This is a genomic window from Burkholderia sp. BCC1993 (genome assembly GCF_905339865.1).
Classification (GTDB): domain Bacteria; phylum Pseudomonadota; class Gammaproteobacteria; order Burkholderiales; family Burkholderiaceae; genus Burkholderia.
This window is the reverse complement of sequence record NZ_CAJPGZ010000033.1, coordinates 1-18,880: the sequence shown is the minus strand read 5'-3', so window position 1 is coordinate 18,880 and position 18,880 is coordinate 1. Positions and strand designations below refer to the sequence as shown.

Here is an 18,880-nt window from a genome sequence, read left to right as displayed (position 1 = left end):
GGCGCCAGTCCGGCGCACACGAACACAGCCGAACGAGGTCGTTCGGAAACTGCGGTGGATTCTAATACACACCTGTATCTGAGTGCAAAGATGAATCTGAAAGGGAGTTGGTGCTAGACTGCGCGCCATGAAACCACAGCGCTTAACTCGCGAGCAGAGCAGGGACCAGACGCGCGAACGTCTGCTGACTGCCGCGCACCGGATTTTTATGAAGAAAGGCTATGTCGCGGCGAGCGTCGAGGACATCGCCGCGGCGGCCGGCTACACGCGCGGCGCGTTCTACTCGAACTTCCGCAGCAAATCGGAACTGCTGCTCGAATTGCTCGAGCGCGATCACGATTCGGTGCAGGCCGATTTCGAGGCGATCTTCGAGATAGGCGGGTCGCGCGAGCAGATGGAGTCGATGGCGCTCGCGTACTACCGGACACTCTTTCGCGACGACGAATATTCGCTGCTGTGGGGAGAGGCGAAGCTGCAGGCGGCGCGCGACGCGAAGTTCCGCGTGCGCTTCAACCAGTTCCTGCACGGCAAGCGGCTGCAGATGGCCGAATTCATCCAGCGCTTCGCCGAGCGCGCGGGCACGCCGCTGCTGCTGCCGGCCGAGACGCTCGCGTTCGGATTGATGTGCCTGTGCGACGGCGTGCAGTCGTACTACACGGCCGATCCACAGCACGTATCGGCCGACGTGGCCGAATCGGTGCTCGCGGGGTTCTTCGCACGGGTCGTGCTGGGGCGCGCGCCGGACTGAACGGTCGGGCGGGCGGATGGAGAAGCGGCCGCGGCCCACGGGTGGTGCGCCGGCGCTGCGATCGACAAGACCGCGATGCCACATCGGGCGCCGCTCACCGGCACCGTCACCGCTCGCCGGTCATCCGCCGGTACGCGTCGAGCAGCGACGTCTTGTAGACGACGCCCGCGAGCGTCGGCTCGGCTTCGCTTTCGATCACCGGCAGCCGTTCGCCCTGGAACGCCATGAAGCGTTCGAGCGCGGTCGCGAGCGGCATGTCGGGCGTGAGCAGCGGAAACGGCGTATGCGTGTAGTGCGCGGCCGTCTTGTCGGTCGTGTCGCGCTTGTCGAGCAGGTCGGACGTGATGTCCTTCAGCGCGACCGCGCCGCGGAAGCGCCCGGCGTCGTCGGTCACGTACAGATACTTCACCGGATATTCGAGAAACACGCGCGTCATGTCGGCGACGCTCGCGGTGAGCGGCACGATCGTCTGCGCGGGCTGGATCAGCTCGCGCATCTGGGTGGTGCGCAGCCGCAGCCGTTCCTGTGCGTCCTGGTGATGGTGCAGCGTGATCTCGTACATCGACGTCGTGCCGGTCGCGCGCGCGACGAAATACGCGAACACGCACGACACCAGCAGCGGCAGCACGACCTGGTAGCTCAGCGTCATCTCGAAGATCATCAGGATCGCCATCAGCGGCGCCTGCGTGGCGCCGGCCAGGAACGCGCCCATCCCGACCATCGCATACGCGAAGTACGCGGACGTGTGGCCGGGCCACAGCGCGTGCATCGCGAGCCCGAACAGCGAACCGAACACGGCGCCGACGAACAGCGTCGGCGTGAACACGCCGCCGACCGCGCCGGAGCCTGCGGTCGCGGCGGTCGCGATCACCTTGAACACCAGCACCGCGACGAGCGCCTGCCAGGTCCACGGCGCATGCAGGATGTGGTTCACGACGCTGTAGCCGTTGCCCCACACGTCCGGAATCCACACCGAGATCACGCCGACCACGAGGCCGCCGAGCGCGAGTCGCACCGGCAGCGGCACGGGCAGCCGCTTGAACTGGCTCTTGGACGCATCGAGCAGGTGCAGGAACTGCGGCGCGAGCACGCCGCACAGCGCGCCGAGCACGACGAACAGCAGCACTTCGGCGCCCGTCACGGCCGGGAACACCGGCATCTCGTACGGCGGCCGGTAGCCGGCGAATTCCCGCATCACGATGTTCGCGACGACGGACGCGACGACCATCGGCCCGAAGCTCTCCATCGCGATCGTGCCGAGCACGATTTCGGAGACGAAGAACGCGCCGGCGATCGGCGCGTTGTACGCGGACGTGATCCCGGCTGCGGCGCCGCACGCGACGAGCAGGCGCAGGCGCGGCGGGTCGAAGTGCACGAAGCGGCCGACCAGCGACGCGGCGAGCGCCGCGAGCTGCACCATCGGGCCTTCGCGGCCGATCGAGCCGCCGCTGCCAATCGTCAGCAGCGACGACACGCTGCGCCACAGGCTCTGCCGTACGGGCACGACGCCGTCGCCGAGCGCGACGGCTTCCATGTAATCGGTCTTGCCGGATTTCCCGTCGCCGCGCGTCGCGAGCAACAGCACGCAGCCGGCGAGGAAGCCGCCCGCGGCCGGCATCCAGAAGCGCACGTACCACGGCAGGCTTTTCGCCATCTGCACGAAGCTGCCGCTGTGCCCGGAGATCAGGTGCTGCATCAGGTCGATGCCTTCGCGGAACGCCATGGTGGCGAAGGCGCCGCCGACGCCGACGACGGCCGACCAGATCAGCATCGTATGGGCGTCCGACAGGCGGAACAGCGTCTGGGCGCGAGTGCGCAGCTTCAGCAGGAACGAGAGCACGGCTGAAAGAAGGTGATGAAGAGGACGAAGGAAAACGACGCGAAGCATAGCACTGCGCCGCGCCCGCGGGACCTTCCCGTCGGGCGCGGCGCGTGTCGCGGCGTGGCTGCGCGGCTCAGCCACGCCAGTGCTGTACCGCCCAGGTGATCCCGTAGCCGCCGGCGATCAGCCACACGTACAGGATCAGGCCGGTGGTCAGGGCGCGCGGGCCGGCCTCGCGGATCTGCGACACGCGGGTCTCGATGCCGAGCGCGGTCATCGCCATCGTCAGCGCGAAGGTGTCGAGCAGGTTCAGCGTGTGCGTGACGTCGGCGGGCAGCACGTCCAGCGAATTGACGATCACGAAGCCGAGGAAGCCGAGCGCGAACCACGGCACCGCGACCTTGCGCTTGCCCTGCGCGCCGTCGGCGGTCGCATCTGCCGAGCGCGCGGAGCGGGCGAGCCACCAGCCGAGCGTGAGCAGCACCGGCACCAGCAGCATCACGCGGGTCATCTTCACGATGGTCGCGACGTGCGTGACCTCCGGACTGATGTCGCTCGCCGCGCCGACCACCTGCGCGACCTCGTGGATCGTGCCGCCGAAGAACAGGCCGAGGCCGGTCGGGTCGAGGTTGAGCAGGCCGGCGTGATACGCGAACGGGTACAGGAACATCGACAGCGTGCCGAACAGCACCACGCTGCCCACGGCCATCGCGCTCTGGTGCGGCTTCGACTGCAGCGTCGACTCGAACGCGAGCACGGCGGCCGCACCGCAGATCGCGCTGCCGGCGGCGGTCAAAAACGCCGCGTCGCGATCGAGCTTCATCACCTTCATGCCGACCCAGGTGCCGATCGCAAGCGTGCTGACGACGATCAGCACCGACACCGTCAGGCCCGGCAGGCCAACCTGCGCGATCTCCTGCAGGCTCACGCGCAGGCCGAAGAACGCGACCGCGATGCGCAGCAGCTTGCGCGCGGAAAAGTTGACGCCGGCCGCCCAGCTCGCGGGCATGCCGTCGCGCAGCGCGTTGCCGTACAGCGCACCGGCGACGATGCCGACGATCAGCGGCGACAGGCCGAGCCCGGCGATCGCCGGAAGTTCGGACAGGCTGGTGACGGCGGCGGCGAACAGCGCGACGAACAGCACGCCGTTCAACTGGCCGCGCAGCGACGGCGCGGCGTGGCTGAGATGAGGAGTCGGAGCAGTGGACATGGGGCACCGTGATGAAAACAGGTTGCGATGGCCTAATCCTAATTTGGTTATATCGATATGAGAAATTGTGATTTGTGACGTAAACTATCCGGAAAGCCGATAATTCATCCCCATGACCCCGGATCAACTGATAACGTTCGCGGCCGTCGCCGAACATCTGAACATCAGCCGCGCTGCCGTGGCGCTGCATCTGTCGCAGCCGGCCGTGTCGGGCCAGCTGCGCCTGCTGCAGGACGAGTTCGGCGAGCCGCTGTACCAGCGTGACGGCCGCGGGATCCGCCTGACGCCGGTCGGCGAACAGCTCGCGCAGTACGCGAAGGCCCAGCGCGACACGTTCGCGCAGGCGCGCGCGTTTCGCGACGCGGTGCGCGGGCTTGATGCCGGCACGCTGCGGATCGGCGCGAGCACGACGCCGGCCAGCTACCTGCTGCCGTACCTGATCGCGGCGTTCCAGCCGCGCGTGCCGCGGGTGGCGATCCACACGATGAGCGGCAACACGGCCGACGTGGTCGCCGCGCTGGCATCGCTCGACATTGCGATGATCGAAGGGCCGCCCGGCGAGGCGCTGCCGCCCGGCACCGCCGTGCATGCATGGCACGAGGACGAGATCGTCGCGGTCGTGCCGGCCGGGCATGCGCTCGCCGCCCCCGAGTACGAAGCCGGCGTCACGCTCGAGGCACTTGCCGCGCATCCGCTCGTGCTGCGCGAGGAGGGCTCCGGTGTGCGGCAACTCGTGGAACGCGCGTTCGCGCACGGCGGCGCGCCGATGCGTGTCGCGTTCGAGATTGCCGGCGTCGAGGCCGTGAAGGAGGCCGTGCGCGCGGGGATGGGCGTCGGCTTCGTGTCCGCGATGTCGCTGCGTCACGAGGACGCGGTGCTCGTGCCGCGCTCGCTCGCCCCCGCGCCGCTCACGCGTCATTTCTCGATCCTGGTGCCGCACGGCGCGGCGCCGTCGCGCGTGGCCGCCCAGTTCCTCGAAATGAGCCTCGCGCACGACGCCGGATAGGCGATCGAAGCCGGTCCGGGAACGCCGGATGCCCATGCGCCCGCGCACGTTCGTGCGGCGGCCGTCCTTAGGGATTTCCTCTATGGCGTGCACCCGGGGCGAAGCGCACCATCCGTCTCAAGCAAATGGAACCGGTTCCATTCCGGAGAAAAAAGGGCAGACATGGCAGACATCGTGATCGTGGCGAGCGCATTCGGGATGGACCGCGTGCGTCAGGAGGGCCACCGTGCATTCATCGCGACCGCGGCGGCATCCGGCGCGACCGGTTTCGAGGTGCGGCGCGAACTGTTCGCATCGGACGACGACGCGACGCCCGGCGCGCTGGCCGAGCTCGGCACGGCACTCGCCGCGCAAGGGCTGTGGTCGGTCTATTCGACGCCGGCCACGTTGTACACGGAAACCGGCGCGCTCGATGCCGACGCGCTGCGCGACACGCTCGTCGAAGCCGACGCGCTCGGCGCGCGCTTCGTCAAGTTCCAGCTCGGCGGCTTCGCCGGCGACGCGCACGCAGCCGAGATCGTCGCGCTGTCGCGCGGCGCGCGTGCCCGCGTGGTGGTCGAGAACGGCCAGCTACCGGTGGGCGGCGCGCTCGCGCAATTCAGCGGGCTGTTCGCGGCGCTGGCCGAAGCGGGCGCGCCCGATGCGCTCGGCATGACGTTCGACATCGGCAACTGGCAGTGGCCGGGCGAAGCGCCGCTCGCATGCGCGCACGCACTCGCGCCGCATGTGGAATACATTCATTGCAAGGCGGTCGCTGGCGAGGGCGCGCGCCGTTTCGCGGTGGCGCCGGCGTCGGGCGACACGCTCGTCACGGGCGTGCTCGCGGCCCTGCCGCAAGCGGCGCCGCGCGGCATCGAATTCCCGTTCGATGCGGCCGACCTGGCGGGCGATGCCGGCCGGCGCGTCGCGTGGCTCGCCGCCGCGTGACGCCCGAAGGATACGGAGGAATGCACTCATGAAGGCAGCACTCGATGTCGTGACCTACGGCGAAGCGATGGCGATGTTCGTCGCCGCCGAGCCCGGCCACCTCGCGCACGCCGCGCAATTCACGAAACGGATCGCGGGCGCGGACCTGAACGTCGCGATCGGCCTGTCGCGGCTCGGCTTCCGGGTCGGCTGGATGAGCCGGGTGGGCCGCGATTCGTTCGGCGGCTACGTGCTCGACACGCTCGCGCGCGAAGGCATCGACGCGTCGTGCGTGACCGTCGATCCGCGCTATCCGACCGGCTTCCAGCTGAAGTCGCGCAACGACGACGGCAGCGACCCGACCGTCGAATATTTCCGCAAGGGCTCGGCCGCGAGCCACCTGTCGTGCGACGACTACGTGGCCGACTACGTGCTCGGCGCACGGCATCTGCATTTGACGGGCGTCGCACCAGCGATCTCCGCGACGTCGTGCGAGCTTGCGTTCCGGCTGGCGCGCGAGATGCGTGCGGCCGGCAAGACGATCTCGTTCGATCCGAACCTGCGCCCGACGCTGTGGCCGTCCGCCGACGTGATGGCGAAGACGCTGAACGCGCTCGCGTCGCTCGCCGACTGGGTGCTGCCGGGCCTGGCCGAAGGGCAGCAGCTCACCGGGCACGACACGCCGGCCGACATCGCGGCCTTCTACCTGGCACAGGGGGCGCGCGGCGTGGTGATCAAGCTGGGCGCCGAGGGCGCGTACTTCCGCACGGCCGACGGCCGCGAGGGCACGGTGGCGGGCGAGCGTGTCGCGAACGTGGTCGACACGGTCGGCGCCGGCGACGGCTTCGCGGTCGGCGTGGTCAGCGCGCTGCTGGAAGGCCGCTCCGTCGAGCAGGCGGTCGCGCGCGGCAATCGCATCGGGGCGCTCGCGATCCAGGTGATCGGCGATTCGGAAGGCTTGCCGACCCGCACGGCGCTCGATCGGCTCGAAAACGTCAGCAATCGCGCCGATCGCTTAGAGGAAACCGTCACCGCGCAATGAGAGGCCGGACACGGCACAATCCGCGGACCCAATTCGTGCTTCGTGCACGGTTTTGCATGAGGCCGGAGCAGGCGCCATCGCGCCGACGCCGGTCGATTCCCGAAAGGACGGGAGCGGAGCCGGGCGTTTGACCCGCCCACTCCGATCACCCAAGGAGACACTTTGATGGCAGCCAATCTCGCAGCACGACGCTGGTGGACGATCATGCCGATCGTGTTCATCACCTACAGCCTCGCTTACCTCGACCGCGCGAACTACGGGTTCGCGGCCGCAGCCGGCATCAACCAGGACCTGGGGATCAGCAAGGGCCTGTCGTCGCTGATCGGCGCGCTGTTCTTCCTCGGCTACTTCTTCTTCCAGATTCCGGGCGCGATCTATGCGGAGCGCCGCAGCGTCAAGAAGCTCGTGTTCGTCAGCCTCGTGCTGTGGGGCGCGTGCGCGGCGCTCACGGGGGTGGTCGCCAACATCCCGTCGCTGATGGCGATCCGCTTCGTGCTCGGCGTGGTCGAGGCGGCGGTGATGCCGGCGATGCTGATCTACATCAGCAACTGGTTCACGAAGAACGAACGCTCGCGCGCGAACACGTTCCTGATCCTCGGCAACCCGGTCACGGTGCTGTGGATGTCGATCGTGTCGGGCTATCTCGTGCACGAATTCGGCTGGCGCCACATGTTCATCGCCGAAGGCGTGCCGGCCATCATCTGGGCCGTATGCTGGTGGTTCCTCGTGCAGGACAAGCCGGCCGATTCGCCGTGGCTCACCGCGCAGGAAAAGCGCGACCTCGACGCCGCGCTCGCGGCCGAACAGGCGGCGATCAAGCCCGTGCGCAACTACGGCGAGGCGTTCCGCTCGCCGGCCGTGATCAAGCTGTGCGCGCAGTACTTCTGCTGGAGCATCGGCGTGTACGGCTTCGTGCTGTGGCTGCCGTCGATCGTCAAGAACGGCTCCGAGCTTGGCATGGTCGCGACCGGCTGGCTGTCGGCGCTGCCGTACCTCGCGGCGACGATCGCGATGCTGGTCGCGTCGTGGGCGTCCGACAAGGTCGGCTCGCGCCGCGGCTTCGTGTGGCCGTTCCTGCTGGTCGGCGCGGCCGCGTTCGCCGCGTCGTATGCGCTCGGCTCGTCGCATTTCTGGATCTCGTATGCGCTGCTGGTCGTCGCGGGCGCCGCGATGTACGCGCCGTACGGCCCGTTCTTCGCGATCGTGCCGGAACTGCTGCCGAGGAACGTCGCCGGCGGCGCGATGGCGCTGATCAACAGCATGGGCGCGCTCGGCTCGTTCGTCGGCTCGTATTTCGTCGGCTACCTGAACGGGGCGACCGGGTCGCCCGTCGCATCGTATGCGTTCATGAGCGTCGCGCTCATCGCCGCGGTGATCCTCACGCTGTCCGTCAAACCCCAGGCGCGCGATGCGCACCCGCTCGCGACGCCGCTGCAAGGAAAATGAAAACGATGAAGCCTCGTATCGTCGCGTACAAGCCGCTGCCCGATGACGTTCTCGCGTACCTGCGCGAGCACGCGGAGCTCGTGCAGGCCGACGGCGCCGACGCGCTCGCCGACGCCCTCGGCGACGCGGACGGCGCGATCGGCGCGAGCCTGAAGGTCACGCCGCAGATGCTCGATCGCGCGCCGCGGCTGAAGGCCTGGTCGACGATCTCGGTCGGCTACGACAACTTCGACGTCGCGGATCTCACGCGGCGCGGGATCGTGCTCGCGCATACGCCCGACGTGCTGACCGAATCGACCGCCGATACCGTGTTCTCGTTGATCCTCGCGTCCGCGCGGCGTGTGGTCGAACTGGCGGAGTGGGTGAAGGCCGGCCACTGGCAGCGCAGCATCGGCCCCGATCTGTACGGCACCGACGTGCAGGGCAAGACGCTCGGCATCGTCGGGCTCGGGAGGATCGGCGGCGCGGTCGCGCGCCGCGCGGCGCTCGGCTTCCGGATGCAGGTGCTGTACACGAACCGTGCCGCGCACGCCGAAGCCGAGACGCAGTACGGCGCCCGCCGCGTGACGCTCGACGAACTGCTCGCGCAGTCGGACTTCGTGTGCCTGCAGGTGCCGCTGTCGCCGGAAACGCATCACCTGATCGGCGCGGCCGAATTCGCGAAGATGAAGCGCGGCGCGATCCTGATCAACGCGTCGCGCGGGCCGGTGGTCGACGAGGCCGCGCTGATCGACGCGCTGCGGGCCGGCACGATCCGCGGCGCGGGGCTCGACGTGTTCGAGAAGGAGCCGCTGGCGGCGGACTCGCCGCTGCTGCGGATGAGCAACGTCGTCGCGCTGCCGCATATCGGCTCGGCGACGCACGAGACGCGCCATGCGATGGCGCGCTGCGCCGCAGAAAACCTGGTCGGCGCGCTGGCCGGCACGCTGCGCACGAATCTCGTCAATCCGGACGCGCTCGCGCGCGTCTGAGCGGCGGCGGCCGGCCGGGGGGCCGCCGCTGCCGTTAGAGTCGATGGTCTTGGTGCGGGAGGGCAGGCTGCGTTATGATCGCCCGCTCGTCGCGCATCGACGACCCGGCCACGCGGCCGGCGGCGTCCGGCGACGGGCATCCGCGCCAGCCCGGTGCGGCCGATCGCCGTGCGTGTCAGGCGAGCGGAGCGGGCGCGAATGCGCCGGCTTCGATCGACCGCGAAGCAGGGGAGCGGCGGCGTGCGCCGGCTGGCTTTCGTATCCAACAACAAAGGTCCGTCCGCACACGAAGCGGCGCGGATCGTACGTCGCGAGGCACGACTTGAGCGATTCGCAACCTTCCACGCAGCGTCCGGCGACGATCAGCGATGTCGCACGCGAAGCCGGCACGGGCAAGACCAGCGTTTCGCGCTATCTGAACGGCGAGACGCACGTGCTGTCCGCCGATCTGCGCCAGCGGATCGAGACGGCGATCGCGCGCCTCAACTACCGGCCGAACCAGATGGCGCGCGGGCTGAAGCGCGGCCGCAACCGGCTGCTCGGCATGCTCGCGGCCGACCTGACCAATCCCTATACCGTCGAAGTGCTGCAGGGCGTCGAGGCCGCGTGCCACGCGCTCGGCTACATGCCGCTCATCTGCCACGCAGCGAATGAAGTCGAGATGGAGCGGCGCTTCCTGCAGCTGCTCACGACCTACCGGGTCGAAGGGCTGATCGTCAATGCGCTGGGCGCCGAGGAAGACGTGTTGCGCCCGCTGCGCGGCGGCGGCATCCCGGCCGTGCTCGTCGACCGCACGGTCGAGGGCTTCGAGGCGGACCTGATCGGACTCGACAACACCGATGCGATCGAGACGGCGCTCGCGCACCTGATCGCGCGCGGCTTCGATGCGATTCATTTCGTCGTGCAGCCGTTCGAGCACGTCAGCTCGCGGCGCCTGCGCGAGGCCGCGTTCCGCGCGGCGCTCGACGCGCGCGGGCTGCCGGTGCCGCCGACGGTCGTGCTCGACCTGAACGAGCCGGCCGCGGCCGCAGCAGCGCTCGCCGACCTCGACGCACGCGTCGACGCGGCCACGCAGCGCGGCGTGCGGGCGGCGCTGTTCGCCGCGAACGCGCCGGTCGCGCTCGCGATCGCGCGCCACCTGCGCGCACGCTTCGGCGCCGCGTGGCAGGAACAGGCCGCGCTGCTGTCGATCGACGATCCGGAGTGGGCCGAGCTGATCGGCATCACGACGATCCGCCAGCCGACCTACGAGATCGGCTACAAGGCCGTCGAATTCGTGCACGAGCGCATCGACGGCGCGGTCGGCGACGTGCGCGTCGCGATGCTGCCGGGCGAGCTGATTGCGCGCGCGTCGACCGCAAGCTGAGTATCATGCGGGGCACGCGGCGCGTCAGGTGCGCTGCCCCGAACAAGGAAATTCATGACTGTCGCTCCCGTCACGCTGGCGGTGCTGATCGCCGCCACGCTGATCATCGCGCTACTGCCGTTCGTTCTCTTCCGTACCCTGCGCAAGCCGCTTGCGCTCGACCGCCGCGACACGATCGTCGGCGTCGCCGTCTTCACGCTGTTCGCGATGATCGTCGAACGCGCATTCCATGGCCTCGTGCTGAGCCAGACGCCCGCCGGCGGCTGGCTCACGCAGCCGCTCGCATTCGTTGCGTACAGCGCGCTCGCGACCGCCGTGTTCGAGGAAGTCGGCCGTTATCTCGGGATGCGGTTCCTGAACCGCCGCTACGGCGCGTCGGCCGGCGACGGGCGCGGCATCGGCTACGGGATCGGCCATGCCGGTGCCGAAGTCTGGTTCGTCGGTGTGCTCGTCTGGGGCCAGTGGTCGTATCTCGCGTGGCTCGCGAGCCGCGGGCAGCTCGAGACGCAGCTCGCGGACCTGCCGGGCGATACCGTCGTGCGGCTGCACGTGATGCTGGCGACGCTGTCGGCACAGTCGATCCTGCTGTTGCTGATCGAGCGCTGCGCGGCGTTTGCGGTGCAGCTCGCGCTGTCGGTGCTGGTCTGGCGCGGCGTGCGTGCCGGCCGCGCGGGCGTACTGCCGCTCGCGATCGTGCTGCATGCGCTGGCGGCTGCACCGGCGTTGCTGTACCAGGTGCGCGTGCTGCCGGCCGGATCGATCGAGGCCGTGTATTTCGTGCTGACCGCGATCCTGGTCGCCGTGCTGGTGAAGACGTGCCGGTCGCCGCGTGCGGCGGTCTGACGGGAGAGGCGGAGTGGACGACTATCTGATCGAATGCCAGAGCGCGGAATTCGACGCGCTCGCGCGCGTGATCTGCGATCTCTTTCCGGAGCAGACGCGTTTTGCCGAAAGCAGCGACGAACGCGGGCGCTTCCTGTCCGTGCAGTGGCTCGCGATGCGTTTCGGTTCGACGCCGAAACGGATGACGCTCGATATCCGCATCGTGCCGGCCGCGCTGGCGCGCTATCTGGCGCTCAGGCCGATGCAGCGTGCCCGCAGCCACGCGGTGCTGCATGCGTACACGGAAGCGATGCTGGGCTCGCTCGAGGAGCGGCACGCGGCGGGTGAAGCCGTCGAGCGCGACGCCGAACTCGAACTCGACGAAGACTTTGCGTGAGCGGTGACGCCGGCGCGCGCCGGCTCGATGCGGCGCAGCGCGTGTCACGCGACGCGCGCTTACGCGTCGCGATAAACCTGCGCGAAGCGCTGCGCCTGCACGACGCCATAGTCGCCGGGTGCATATTGCATGACCCAGTCGCCGGCCATGCCGCTCAGCGTGTCGCCGTTTTCCGAGCGGGCGATCGTGAACGGCTCGTCCATGCGGCGGGCGAGCACGACGGCCGGCCGGTTCCGGTAGGCGCCCGGCGCGCCGGGCGCGAGCGCCGGATCGGCGGGCAGGTACTTCGCGTCGAAGCGCGCGCGCGACACGACCCAACGGTCGCCGGTCGAGCCGGTGATCAGCGCGTCGCCCGCAACATAGCGGTTCGGGCCTTCGAGGCTCATCAGTTCGCCGTCGGCATCCGCGAATGCGACCGTGACGGTTTCATCCTTCACGACGCGACGGGCCTGCGGGTCGGTACGCAGATCGATGTGCTTGAGTTCGAGCATGGCAGGGGGGAAGTGCGGGAAAAGCCGGGAGCTTATCCCGAATCCGGCGCGCCGTGTGACGCGCCGGATTCCCGGCGGGATGCGCGACGCCGTTCGGCCCGGACGGGCAGCGCGGCGCCGGCGGGGCGGACGTCAGGGTTGCGCGGGCGCGCTGGCGGCCGGCGCGGCCGCTGCCTTGCCTTCCTTGCTCGCGGCCTTGCCCTTGCCGCGGTGTTCGCCGCCGTGGTGCAGCCAGCTGCGGAACGTCGTGTCGGCGAGCGCCTTCTGGTCGGCCGGGAAGCGCTCGTAGAGCGGCGCGAATGCGTCGGCGAGCTTTTTCGCGCCGTCCGCGTTCGCCTGCGCGAGTTCCGCGTACTGCTTCATGTCGTCGACCGCGGACACGTCGTGGCTTTCCATCCGGGCGCGATAGAGGCGGCCCATCGTGTCGCCGTTCTCGCGCATCGTGTCGGCGAACGTCTTCCATTGCGGTTCCTGCGCCGACGTGATCTTCAACTGGTCGTGCAGGTACTTGATGCGCTGCTCGATGCGCGCTTCGTGGCGCGCCGCACGCTGCTCGGCGCTCGGGGCCGACGCGGCCGTTGCCGCCGCCGGAGCGGGCGTCTGCGGTTGCGGCGGGGTTTGCGCGAATGCGCTGGCTGCAACGGCGAGCGTAGCGAGGGTGAGCGAGATCTTCTTCATGGGTGGCTCTCCGGGGTGGTGTCGTGCGAGCGGGCGCGGCGGTCAGTGCCGCGAGCGCGCATCTCGCGTCGCACCTTATTAGTAGCACGTTGCGTGCAGTGCAGCAGCGAAAGCGACACTTGCTTACATCCGATACGAATCGAAATTGAAAGGGACATGGTGAAGTCCGACGATCGATGGTGTTCGATCGGCACGTCGGGCGCCGCGCGCGAACGAGGTGGGGCGATGCGAACGCGCGAACCCGTGACCGCGTGCGATGCCGTTTGGGCGCACCGGCGTTCGGCGCTATCATCGCGTCACGTTCCATTTCGCCGGCGCGTTGCACGCCGGCCCAGCCTCATGCGTCCTCCTCGCCTCGACCAACTCGACGACCTCGACCGGCAACTCGTCGCGCTGCTGCAAGCGGATGCGCGCGCAAGCGTCGCCGATCTCGCGCGACAGCTCGACGTTGCCCGCACGACGGTCGTCGCGCGCATCGCGCGGCTCGAGCGTACCAACGTGATCGCCGGTTACAGCGTGCGGCTCGGTCAGGACGTGCTCGACGCGAGCATTTACGCGTACGTCGGCATCATTCTCACGCCGAAGTTCGGCAAGGACGTGCTGCGCAAGCTCGACCGGATGCCCGAGGTGCAGCTGCTGTGCGCGGTGAGCGGCGAATACGACTATGTCGCGTGGTTGCGTGCCGATTCGCCGGAACGGCTCAACGATCTGCTCGACCAGATCGGCACGCTCGAAGGCGTCGAGCGCACGACGACGTCGATCATTCTGTCGCGCAAGATCGATCGCGGCACGATCGGCGGATGACGCGTCGCATGCGGTGTCGCGTGTGACGCCGCGGCGCGATTCGATTCGTCGCGCAGGCTTTTCCTCCTTTCCCTTCCCTTGATGCCTTGATGCCCGCCGCCTGCGCTCGCCGCGGGGCGGGGCGTTGCCTCGTGCATCTGCACGCGCGCGTCGTTGTGTCGAATGCGTGCCCGGGCGCGCGCAACGATTGATTCGCCTGCCATGTCCCGCCTTGCGTTTTCCTTCCTGTCCGTCCACACGCGTCCACACGCGTCGATCGCGGCCCGTCTGCGGCCCGTCTGCGGCACGTCGTATACGCATTTTTTAGATGATTTGGTCGTTGTGACGAAATGTGTAGTCATTTCGTCGAAAGTATCGGTCGTTTCGCATCATTCTTCGTCTTGGAACTGATTTTGCACGTCCCTAAACTGTGTTCATGGCTCGATGCCGTACACCAACACCAAACCCATCATCAGGAGATAAGCGCATGAAAATCGCCATCGTCGGCGCAGGTCTGATCGGCCACACCATTGCTCACATGCTGCGTGAAACGGGCGACTACGAAGTCGTCGCGTTCGACCGCGATGCGGATGCGCTCGCCAAGCTGTCGCGTGAAGGCATCGCGACGCAACGTGTCGATTCGGCCGACGCCAATGCGATCCGTGAAGCCGTGAAGGGCTTCGATGCGCTCGTCAACGCGCTGCCGTACTACCTGGCGGTCAACGTCGCCGCGGCGGCCAAGGCGGCCGGCGTCCATTACTTCGACCTGACCGAAGACGTGCGCGCGACCCACGCGATCCGCGAACTGGCCGACGGTTCGGACCGCGCGTTCATGCCGCAGTGCGGCCTCGCACCGGGCTTCATCGGCATCGCCGCGCACGAGCTCGTGAACGGCTTCAGCGAAGTGCGCGACGTGAAGATGCGCGTCGGCGCGCTGCCCGAGTATCCGACCAACGCGCTGAAGTACAACCTGACGTGGAGCGTCGACGGCCTGATCAACGAATACTGCCAGCCGTGCGAAGCGATCCGCGATGGCCGCAAGCAGTGGGTGCAGCCGCTCGAAGGCCTCGAGCATTTCTCGCTCGACGGCACCGAATACGAAGCCTTCAACACGTCGGGCGGCCTGGGTACGCTGTGCGAGACGCTGTCGGGCAAGGTCGAGACGCTCGACTACAAGTCGGTGCGCTATCCGGGCCACCGCGAACTCGTGCAGTTCCTGCTCGAGGACCTGCGCCTGTCGAGCGACCGCGACACGCTGAAGTCGATCATGCGCCGCGCGGTGCCGTCGACGAAGCAGGACGTCGTGCTCGTGTTCGTCACAGTGACGGGCGTGAAGGACGGCCAGCTCGTGCAGGACGTGTTCACCCGCAAGATCTTCGCGAAGGACGTGTGCGGGATGCACATGAGCGCCATCCAGATCACGACGGCCGGCGCGATGTGCGCGGTGCTGGATCTGTTCCGCGAAAAGAAGCTGCCGCAAAGCGGTTTCATCCCGCAGGAAAAGGTGTCGCTGAAGGCGTTCCTCGCGAACCGCTTCGGCAAGCTGTACGAAGGCGGCACGATGGAGCGCGTGCACGAAGTCGCCTGACGATCGGTCTCAGGCACGAGGGCCGTGTGACGCCGGGAGCGCAACAGCGCTCCCGGCGTTGTTTTTTTGACGAGCGCATCGAAGCCCTTCACGGCTTCACGGATCGCATTGGCGTCGGCCGAATCGACACGTTGCGTCGCGATGCCTTCACCCGGCATGGCGAAGCGACGAAGAGCAGGGCGATACGCGCCGCTCAGGCGGGCAGCGGCGGGACGATCGTTGCCGCCGGCGGGGGCGGCACGATGCGGTACAGCAGCGCATCGATGTCCGCGTCGGACGGTGCGGTGTTGTCAAACATCACGATGCCGTCGCATTCGTGGCCGGTCGGCACGAAGCGGCGTTGCCGGTATTCGTCCCAGTGCGCGAGCTTGTACGCGTCGTTCGGATTGCCGCGCGCGACGATCCGCTGGTGCGCGACGTCCTCCGCGGTGTGGACCCACACGACCGTCAGCGCGACGTCCGGCCCGATGCCGAGCCACGTGCGGTCGAGGATGCGCCGGTCACGCACTTCGCGCGACAGCGGGCCGACCACGAGCGCGCCGATGCCGAGCGCGAGGTTCTCGCGGGCCGTGTCGAGCAGGCCCTGGTATTCGGGATCGCGCAGATGTTTCAGGTAGAGCGGGCTGTCGCGGTCGTTCGGATCGGAGGTGAGGGCGCCCATCGCGGCCGAGCTGTAGCGGCCGTAGAGCGTGTCCTTGTCGAGCAGGCAGAAGGCTTCGCCGGTCGCGCGCATCAGCGGCCCGATCAGCCGCTTCGCGAGCGTGGTCTTGCCGGTGCCGGCATGACCGCAGAAGAACACCAGGTGCGTCACGAATACCGGCTCCCCGAATCCGCGCGCGGTGCGGCGGTGCGCTTGTCGTCGCTCGAGAACACTTCCGCCTCCAGCCACATCGCGTTGATGATGCCGAAGCCGAGCGCCACGCCGATGCCGAGTATCCACGAGAAATACCACATGGGTCTGTCTCCTTGACGGTTGGGCCGCACGGCCGTGCCGTGCACCTGTCGAAGCGATGCCGTGCGCATGCCGCGGCGCACGCAGTCCGATCATGACCAATATCGGCGTGCCGTGCAAGCCGGGCCGCCCGCGCGGCAAACCGGTAAACTGGTGTGATAACGGCAACATGACGGACATCATGCTGATCAATTGTGCTGCATACCAGGACGGCCGCAAGCTGGCCGACATCGATATCGACGTCATCAGCGACTACGTGTCGAAACCCGAATGTTTCGTATGGGTCGCGCTGAAGGATCCGACGCCGGACGAGATCGACCTGATGGGCGAGGAATTCGGGCTGCACGAGCTCGCGCTCGAGGATGCCCGCAAGGGGCATCAGCGTCCGAAGATCGAGGAGTACGGCGATTCGCTGTTCGCGGTGCTGCACACGGTCGAGCTCGACCACGACGGCGAATTCAATGTCGGCGAGCTGAACGTGTTCGTCGGCCCGAACTACGTGCTGTCGATCCGTAACCATACCGAACAGGACTTCCGCGCGGTGCGCAAGCGCTGCGAGCGCGAGCCGCATCTGCTGCAGGAAGGGTCGGCGTTCGTGTTCTATGCGTTGATGGACCAGGTCGTCGACCGTTATTTCCCGATCCTCGAGACGCTCGGCAACGAGCTCGAGGAACTCGAGGACCGCATCTTCACCAAGGCCACGCCCGCGTCGTCGCGCGCGATCATCGAGGATCTCTATTCGCTGAAACGCCGGCTCGTGATGCTGCACCAGCACACGGCGCCGCTGATCGAGCCGCTCGCGAAGCTCACCGGCGGACGCATTCCGCAGGTCTGCAGCGGGATGGAGCATTACTTTCGCGACGTGTACGACCACCTGCAGCGGATCGTGAAGACGATCGAAGGGCGGCGCGAGATGGTCGTGACCGCGATCCAGGTCAATCTCGGGATGATCTCGCTCGCGGAGAACGAGGTGACCAAGCGGCTCGGCTCGTTCGCCGCGCTGTTCGCGATACCGACGATGATCGCCGGCATCTACGGGATGAACTTCGCGAACATGCCCGAACTGCACCTCAAGTACGGCTTCTACGGCTGCATCGCCGTGATGGTCGGAGCCGATCTCGCGTTGTGGTGGCGCTTCAAGCGGGCGGGGTGGCTGTAGCCGTTGCCCCGTGCACCCGTCAGCGCGGGGCGTGCTTGCCGACCACGACGCGCCACGGACGCACGCGCCAGGACTTGACGAGGCCGTTCTGCACGTATGGATCGGCGCGCGCGAACGATTCGGCGGCTTCCGGCGAATCGCCTTCGAACACGAGCACGGCCTGGTCGGCCGGATCCTGCAACGCGCCGGCGAGCACGAGTTCGCCGCGTTCGGTTGCCGCCCGCGCGAGTGCGAGGTGCTCGGCGCGGTACTGTTCGCGCCGGGACAGGTAATCGTCGACGAGTTCGTAGATCAGCTGGTAATGCATGGTCGCTCCCGGAATCGGCCGCCGCGGGATGACGGGTGTTGGCTCAGTATAGGGCGAGGTTCGGTCTTTGTCGGCGCGGTTTGCGGCGGCCTCGTTGGTGCGTGGCCGGTCGATCCCCGGCGGCCGATGACGATGATTTTCAGGCTTCGACGCCCTTCGTTAAAATGCAACTAACGGTCTAGTGCGGATCCGCCATCACATGTGTTGGGGTCCTCGCACCGGAACCGTTATCGCCCGTTGTGTCTGGTTGTGTCTTCAGGAAAGGCGGGGCAGGCAGGCATGTTCCATGCGGATTCCGGGCCCGGATTGCGCGTGCCGGCAAGGATGACCGCGTTGCGCGGAAAAGGGGCCGAAGCCGGGGCGAGCCGTCGGTGCGGGCGCCGCGCGAGGGCGTTTCCATTGGCCGCAATGCGACCTATGCTGAACAAACCCGGAGCGAACTTCGTTCGTCCGATTCGTCCAGAGAGGTGTGCCATGCCTGTCTCAGCCACCCTGCAGGATTGCCTGCGCCAGAAGTCATCGCGGTACGAAGTCGTGTACCACCCGTATAGCCATACCAGCATGGAGACGGCCGCCGCCGCGCATATCCCCGGCGATCGCCTCGCGAAAACCGTGCTGCTCGAGGACGACGAAGGCTACGTCGCCGCCGTGCTGCCGACGTCGCACGCAGTGCGGCTGTCGGACCTCTGGGTCAAGACCGGCCGCCATCTCGTGCTCGCCAGGGAAATCGAACTGCGCGAACTCTTCAAGGATTGCGACCTGGGCGCGTTGCCGCCGGTTTGCATGGCGTACGGGATGAAGACGTTCCTCGAGGAACATCTCGCGCAGCAGCCGGAAGTGTATTTCGAGGCCGGCGACCACGAAGCACTGATCCACATGATGCAGGATGAATTCCTGTCGCTGATGGAGACGGCCGAGCGCGCGCATTTCTCGCACAAGATGCAGGGGATGTGGTTGTCCTGATCGTCCTGTTGCGGGCGGTTTGCGGTGGTTGGAGACGGCGTCTGGCGGGCGGCCGTCGGGGGCATTGCGTGCCGCAGTTTTTGCTGAGGCTGGGTTCACGCTGCAAAAACGGTGGCTGCGGGTGACTGGTGAGGAAGGATTCGGGCAGTGTGCGGGAGGGATTTCAGGGGTGTTTTCGGGTAAATTTCATATTTGACATAATCTCAATTATCAACGTTAAATC

The 18,880-nt window shown here is 67.7% G+C and carries 20 protein-coding genes; 13 read left to right on the top strand and 7 right to left on the bottom strand.

All coding sequences use genetic code 11. From position 1 onward, the window contains the following. The first annotated feature begins 127 nt into the window (after window positions 1-127). A complete protein-coding gene (locus U4Y91_RS35590; protein WP_321808969.1) occupies window positions 128-748 on the top strand; it encodes a TetR/AcrR family transcriptional regulator in 621 nt (206 codons plus the stop codon). Between the two features lie 106 nt (window positions 749-854). Here U4Y91_RS35590 and U4Y91_RS35585 read toward each other — a convergent pair whose 3' ends face one another. Further along, the gene (locus U4Y91_RS35585) at window positions 855-2,588 is read right to left on the bottom strand and encodes a ClcB-like voltage-gated chloride channel protein (protein ID WP_321808992.1); all 1,734 of its coding nucleotides are present in this window, start codon (window positions 2,586-2,588) and stop codon (window positions 855-857) included. A gap of 115 nt (window positions 2,589-2,703) precedes the next feature. Further along, window positions 2,704-3,780 (bottom strand): YeiH family protein, encoded by a 1,077-nt coding sequence (locus U4Y91_RS35580; protein WP_321808968.1) that lies wholly within the window; start codon window positions 3,778-3,780, stop codon window positions 2,704-2,706. Between the two features lie 112 nt (window positions 3,781-3,892). On the opposite strand from U4Y91_RS35580, the gene U4Y91_RS35575 reads away from it, so the two are divergent. The 8 genes from U4Y91_RS35575 (at window position 3,893) to U4Y91_RS35540 (ending at window position 11,736) form a co-directional block, all read left to right on the top strand. Then, on the top strand, window positions 3,893-4,786 hold the full coding sequence (locus U4Y91_RS35575) for a LysR family transcriptional regulator (RefSeq protein WP_321808967.1): 894 nt from the start codon (window positions 3,893-3,895) through the stop codon (window positions 4,784-4,786). A 162-nt stretch (window positions 4,787-4,948) separates the two neighbouring features. Further along, window positions 4,949-5,713 carry a sugar phosphate isomerase/epimerase gene (locus U4Y91_RS35570; protein ID WP_321808966.1) on the top strand — a complete coding sequence of 255 codons (765 nt, stop codon included), beginning with the start codon at window positions 4,949-4,951 and terminating at the stop codon, window positions 5,711-5,713. A 28-nt stretch (window positions 5,714-5,741) separates the two neighbouring features. Beyond that, entirely contained in the window at window positions 5,742-6,734 is a 993-nt protein-coding gene (locus tag U4Y91_RS35565) for a sugar kinase (RefSeq protein WP_321808965.1), read from the top strand. A 165-nt stretch (window positions 6,735-6,899) separates the two neighbouring features. After that, window positions 6,900-8,180, top strand: coding sequence for an MFS transporter (locus U4Y91_RS35560; RefSeq protein ID WP_321808964.1), 1,281 nt, complete (start codon window positions 6,900-6,902; stop codon window positions 8,178-8,180). A 5-nt stretch (window positions 8,181-8,185) separates the two neighbouring features. Continuing rightward, window positions 8,186-9,151 (top strand): NAD(P)-dependent oxidoreductase, encoded by a 966-nt coding sequence (locus U4Y91_RS35555; protein WP_321808963.1) that lies wholly within the window; start codon window positions 8,186-8,188, stop codon window positions 9,149-9,151. A 322-nt stretch (window positions 9,152-9,473) separates the two neighbouring features. Then, on the top strand, window positions 9,474-10,517 hold the full coding sequence (locus tag U4Y91_RS35550; RefSeq protein ID WP_321808962.1) for a LacI family DNA-binding transcriptional regulator: 1,044 nt from the start codon (window positions 9,474-9,476) through the stop codon (window positions 10,515-10,517). 54 nt (window positions 10,518-10,571) lie between these two features. Continuing rightward, a complete protein-coding gene (locus tag U4Y91_RS35545; RefSeq protein ID WP_321808961.1) occupies window positions 10,572-11,360 on the top strand; it encodes a YhfC family intramembrane metalloprotease in 789 nt (262 codons plus the stop codon). A gap of 13 nt (window positions 11,361-11,373) precedes the next feature. Then, window positions 11,374-11,736: a DUF3022 domain-containing protein gene (locus U4Y91_RS35540; RefSeq protein WP_321808960.1), complete on the top strand. Its 363-nt coding sequence runs from the start codon at window positions 11,374-11,376 to the stop codon at window positions 11,734-11,736. A 59-nt stretch (window positions 11,737-11,795) separates the two neighbouring features. On the opposite strand, the gene U4Y91_RS35535 is transcribed toward U4Y91_RS35540, so the two are convergent. Both U4Y91_RS35535 and U4Y91_RS35530 read right to left on the bottom strand, forming a co-directional pair. Beyond that, a complete protein-coding gene (locus U4Y91_RS35535; protein ID WP_321808959.1) occupies window positions 11,796-12,227 on the bottom strand; it encodes a PGDYG domain-containing protein in 432 nt (143 codons plus the stop codon). A 132-nt stretch (window positions 12,228-12,359) separates the two neighbouring features. Beyond that, window positions 12,360-12,905 (bottom strand): Spy/CpxP family protein refolding chaperone, encoded by a 546-nt coding sequence (locus U4Y91_RS35530; protein WP_044848243.1) that lies wholly within the window; start codon window positions 12,903-12,905, stop codon window positions 12,360-12,362. 339 nt (window positions 12,906-13,244) lie between these two features. Here U4Y91_RS35530 and U4Y91_RS35525 point away from each other — a divergent pair, with 339 nt between their 5' ends. Together U4Y91_RS35525 and U4Y91_RS35520 are read left to right on the top strand one after the other, a co-directional pair. After that, window positions 13,245-13,709 (top strand): Lrp/AsnC family transcriptional regulator, encoded by a 465-nt coding sequence (locus tag U4Y91_RS35525; RefSeq protein ID WP_006481526.1) that lies wholly within the window; start codon window positions 13,245-13,247, stop codon window positions 13,707-13,709. 466 nt (window positions 13,710-14,175) lie between these two features. Further along, a complete protein-coding gene (locus U4Y91_RS35520) occupies window positions 14,176-15,276 on the top strand; it encodes a saccharopine dehydrogenase family protein (RefSeq protein ID WP_040144221.1) in 1,101 nt (366 codons plus the stop codon). A gap of 193 nt (window positions 15,277-15,469) precedes the next feature. Here U4Y91_RS35520 and U4Y91_RS35515 read toward each other — a convergent pair whose 3' ends face one another. Together U4Y91_RS35515 and cydX are read right to left on the bottom strand one after the other, a co-directional pair. Further along, the gene (locus tag U4Y91_RS35515) at window positions 15,470-16,087 is read right to left on the bottom strand and encodes an ATP-binding protein (protein ID WP_321808958.1); all 618 of its coding nucleotides are present in this window, start codon (window positions 16,085-16,087) and stop codon (window positions 15,470-15,472) included. After that, complete coding sequence (cydX, locus tag U4Y91_RS35510) at window positions 16,084-16,230, bottom strand: cytochrome bd-I oxidase subunit CydX (protein ID WP_321808957.1); 147 nt, start codon at window positions 16,228-16,230, stop codon at window positions 16,084-16,086. Before cydX ends, U4Y91_RS35515 begins: the two co-directional genes overlap by 4 nt. Before the next feature lie 179 nt (window positions 16,231-16,409). Here cydX and corA point away from each other — a divergent pair, with 179 nt between their 5' ends. Beyond that, window positions 16,410-17,387, top strand: coding sequence for a magnesium/cobalt transporter CorA (gene corA / locus U4Y91_RS35505; RefSeq protein WP_321808991.1), 978 nt, complete (start codon window positions 16,410-16,412; stop codon window positions 17,385-17,387). Between the two features lie 19 nt (window positions 17,388-17,406). Here the strand turns inward: corA and U4Y91_RS35500 are convergent, their stop codons facing one another. Next, entirely contained in the window at window positions 17,407-17,694 is a 288-nt protein-coding gene (locus U4Y91_RS35500) for a YciI-like protein (RefSeq protein WP_124485447.1), read from the bottom strand. 474 nt (window positions 17,695-18,168) lie between these two features. Here U4Y91_RS35500 and U4Y91_RS35495 point away from each other — a divergent pair, with 474 nt between their 5' ends. Further along, window positions 18,169-18,657, top strand: coding sequence for an aminoacyl-tRNA deacylase (locus U4Y91_RS35495; protein ID WP_044848239.1), 489 nt, complete (start codon window positions 18,169-18,171; stop codon window positions 18,655-18,657). Window positions 18,658-18,880: the final 223 nt, after the last annotated feature.

Coding starts and splice junctions, on each gene's coding strand:
- U4Y91_RS35590 (WP_321808969.1), top strand. CDS start 128: ATGAAACCACAGCGCTTAACTCGCGAGCAGAGCAGGGACCAGACGCGC.
- U4Y91_RS35580 (WP_321808968.1), bottom strand. CDS start 3,780: ATGTCCACTGCTCCGACTCCTCATCTCAGCCACGCCGCGCCGTCGCTG.
- U4Y91_RS35575 (WP_321808967.1), top strand. CDS start 3,893: ATGACCCCGGATCAACTGATAACGTTCGCGGCCGTCGCCGAACATCTG.
- U4Y91_RS35570 (WP_321808966.1), top strand. CDS start 4,949: ATGGCAGACATCGTGATCGTGGCGAGCGCATTCGGGATGGACCGCGTG.
- U4Y91_RS35565 (WP_321808965.1), top strand. CDS start 5,742: ATGAAGGCAGCACTCGATGTCGTGACCTACGGCGAAGCGATGGCGATG.
- U4Y91_RS35560 (WP_321808964.1), top strand. CDS start 6,900: ATGGCAGCCAATCTCGCAGCACGACGCTGGTGGACGATCATGCCGATC.
- U4Y91_RS35555 (WP_321808963.1), top strand. CDS start 8,186: ATGAAGCCTCGTATCGTCGCGTACAAGCCGCTGCCCGATGACGTTCTC.
- U4Y91_RS35545 (WP_321808961.1), top strand. CDS start 10,572: ATGACTGTCGCTCCCGTCACGCTGGCGGTGCTGATCGCCGCCACGCTG.
- U4Y91_RS35535 (WP_321808959.1), bottom strand. CDS start 12,227: ATGCTCGAACTCAAGCACATCGATCTGCGTACCGACCCGCAGGCCCGT.
- U4Y91_RS35530 (WP_044848243.1), bottom strand. CDS start 12,905: ATGAAGAAGATCTCGCTCACCCTCGCTACGCTCGCCGTTGCAGCCAGC.
- U4Y91_RS35525 (WP_006481526.1), top strand. CDS start 13,245: ATGCGTCCTCCTCGCCTCGACCAACTCGACGACCTCGACCGGCAACTC.
- U4Y91_RS35520 (WP_040144221.1), top strand. CDS start 14,176: ATGAAAATCGCCATCGTCGGCGCAGGTCTGATCGGCCACACCATTGCT.
- cydX (WP_321808957.1), bottom strand. CDS start 16,230: ATGTGGTATTTCTCGTGGATACTCGGCATCGGCGTGGCGCTCGGCTTC.
- corA (WP_321808991.1), top strand. CDS start 16,410: ATGCTGATCAATTGTGCTGCATACCAGGACGGCCGCAAGCTGGCCGAC.
- U4Y91_RS35500 (WP_124485447.1), bottom strand. CDS start 17,694: ATGCATTACCAGCTGATCTACGAACTCGTCGACGATTACCTGTCCCGG.
- U4Y91_RS35495 (WP_044848239.1), top strand. CDS start 18,169: ATGCCTGTCTCAGCCACCCTGCAGGATTGCCTGCGCCAGAAGTCATCG.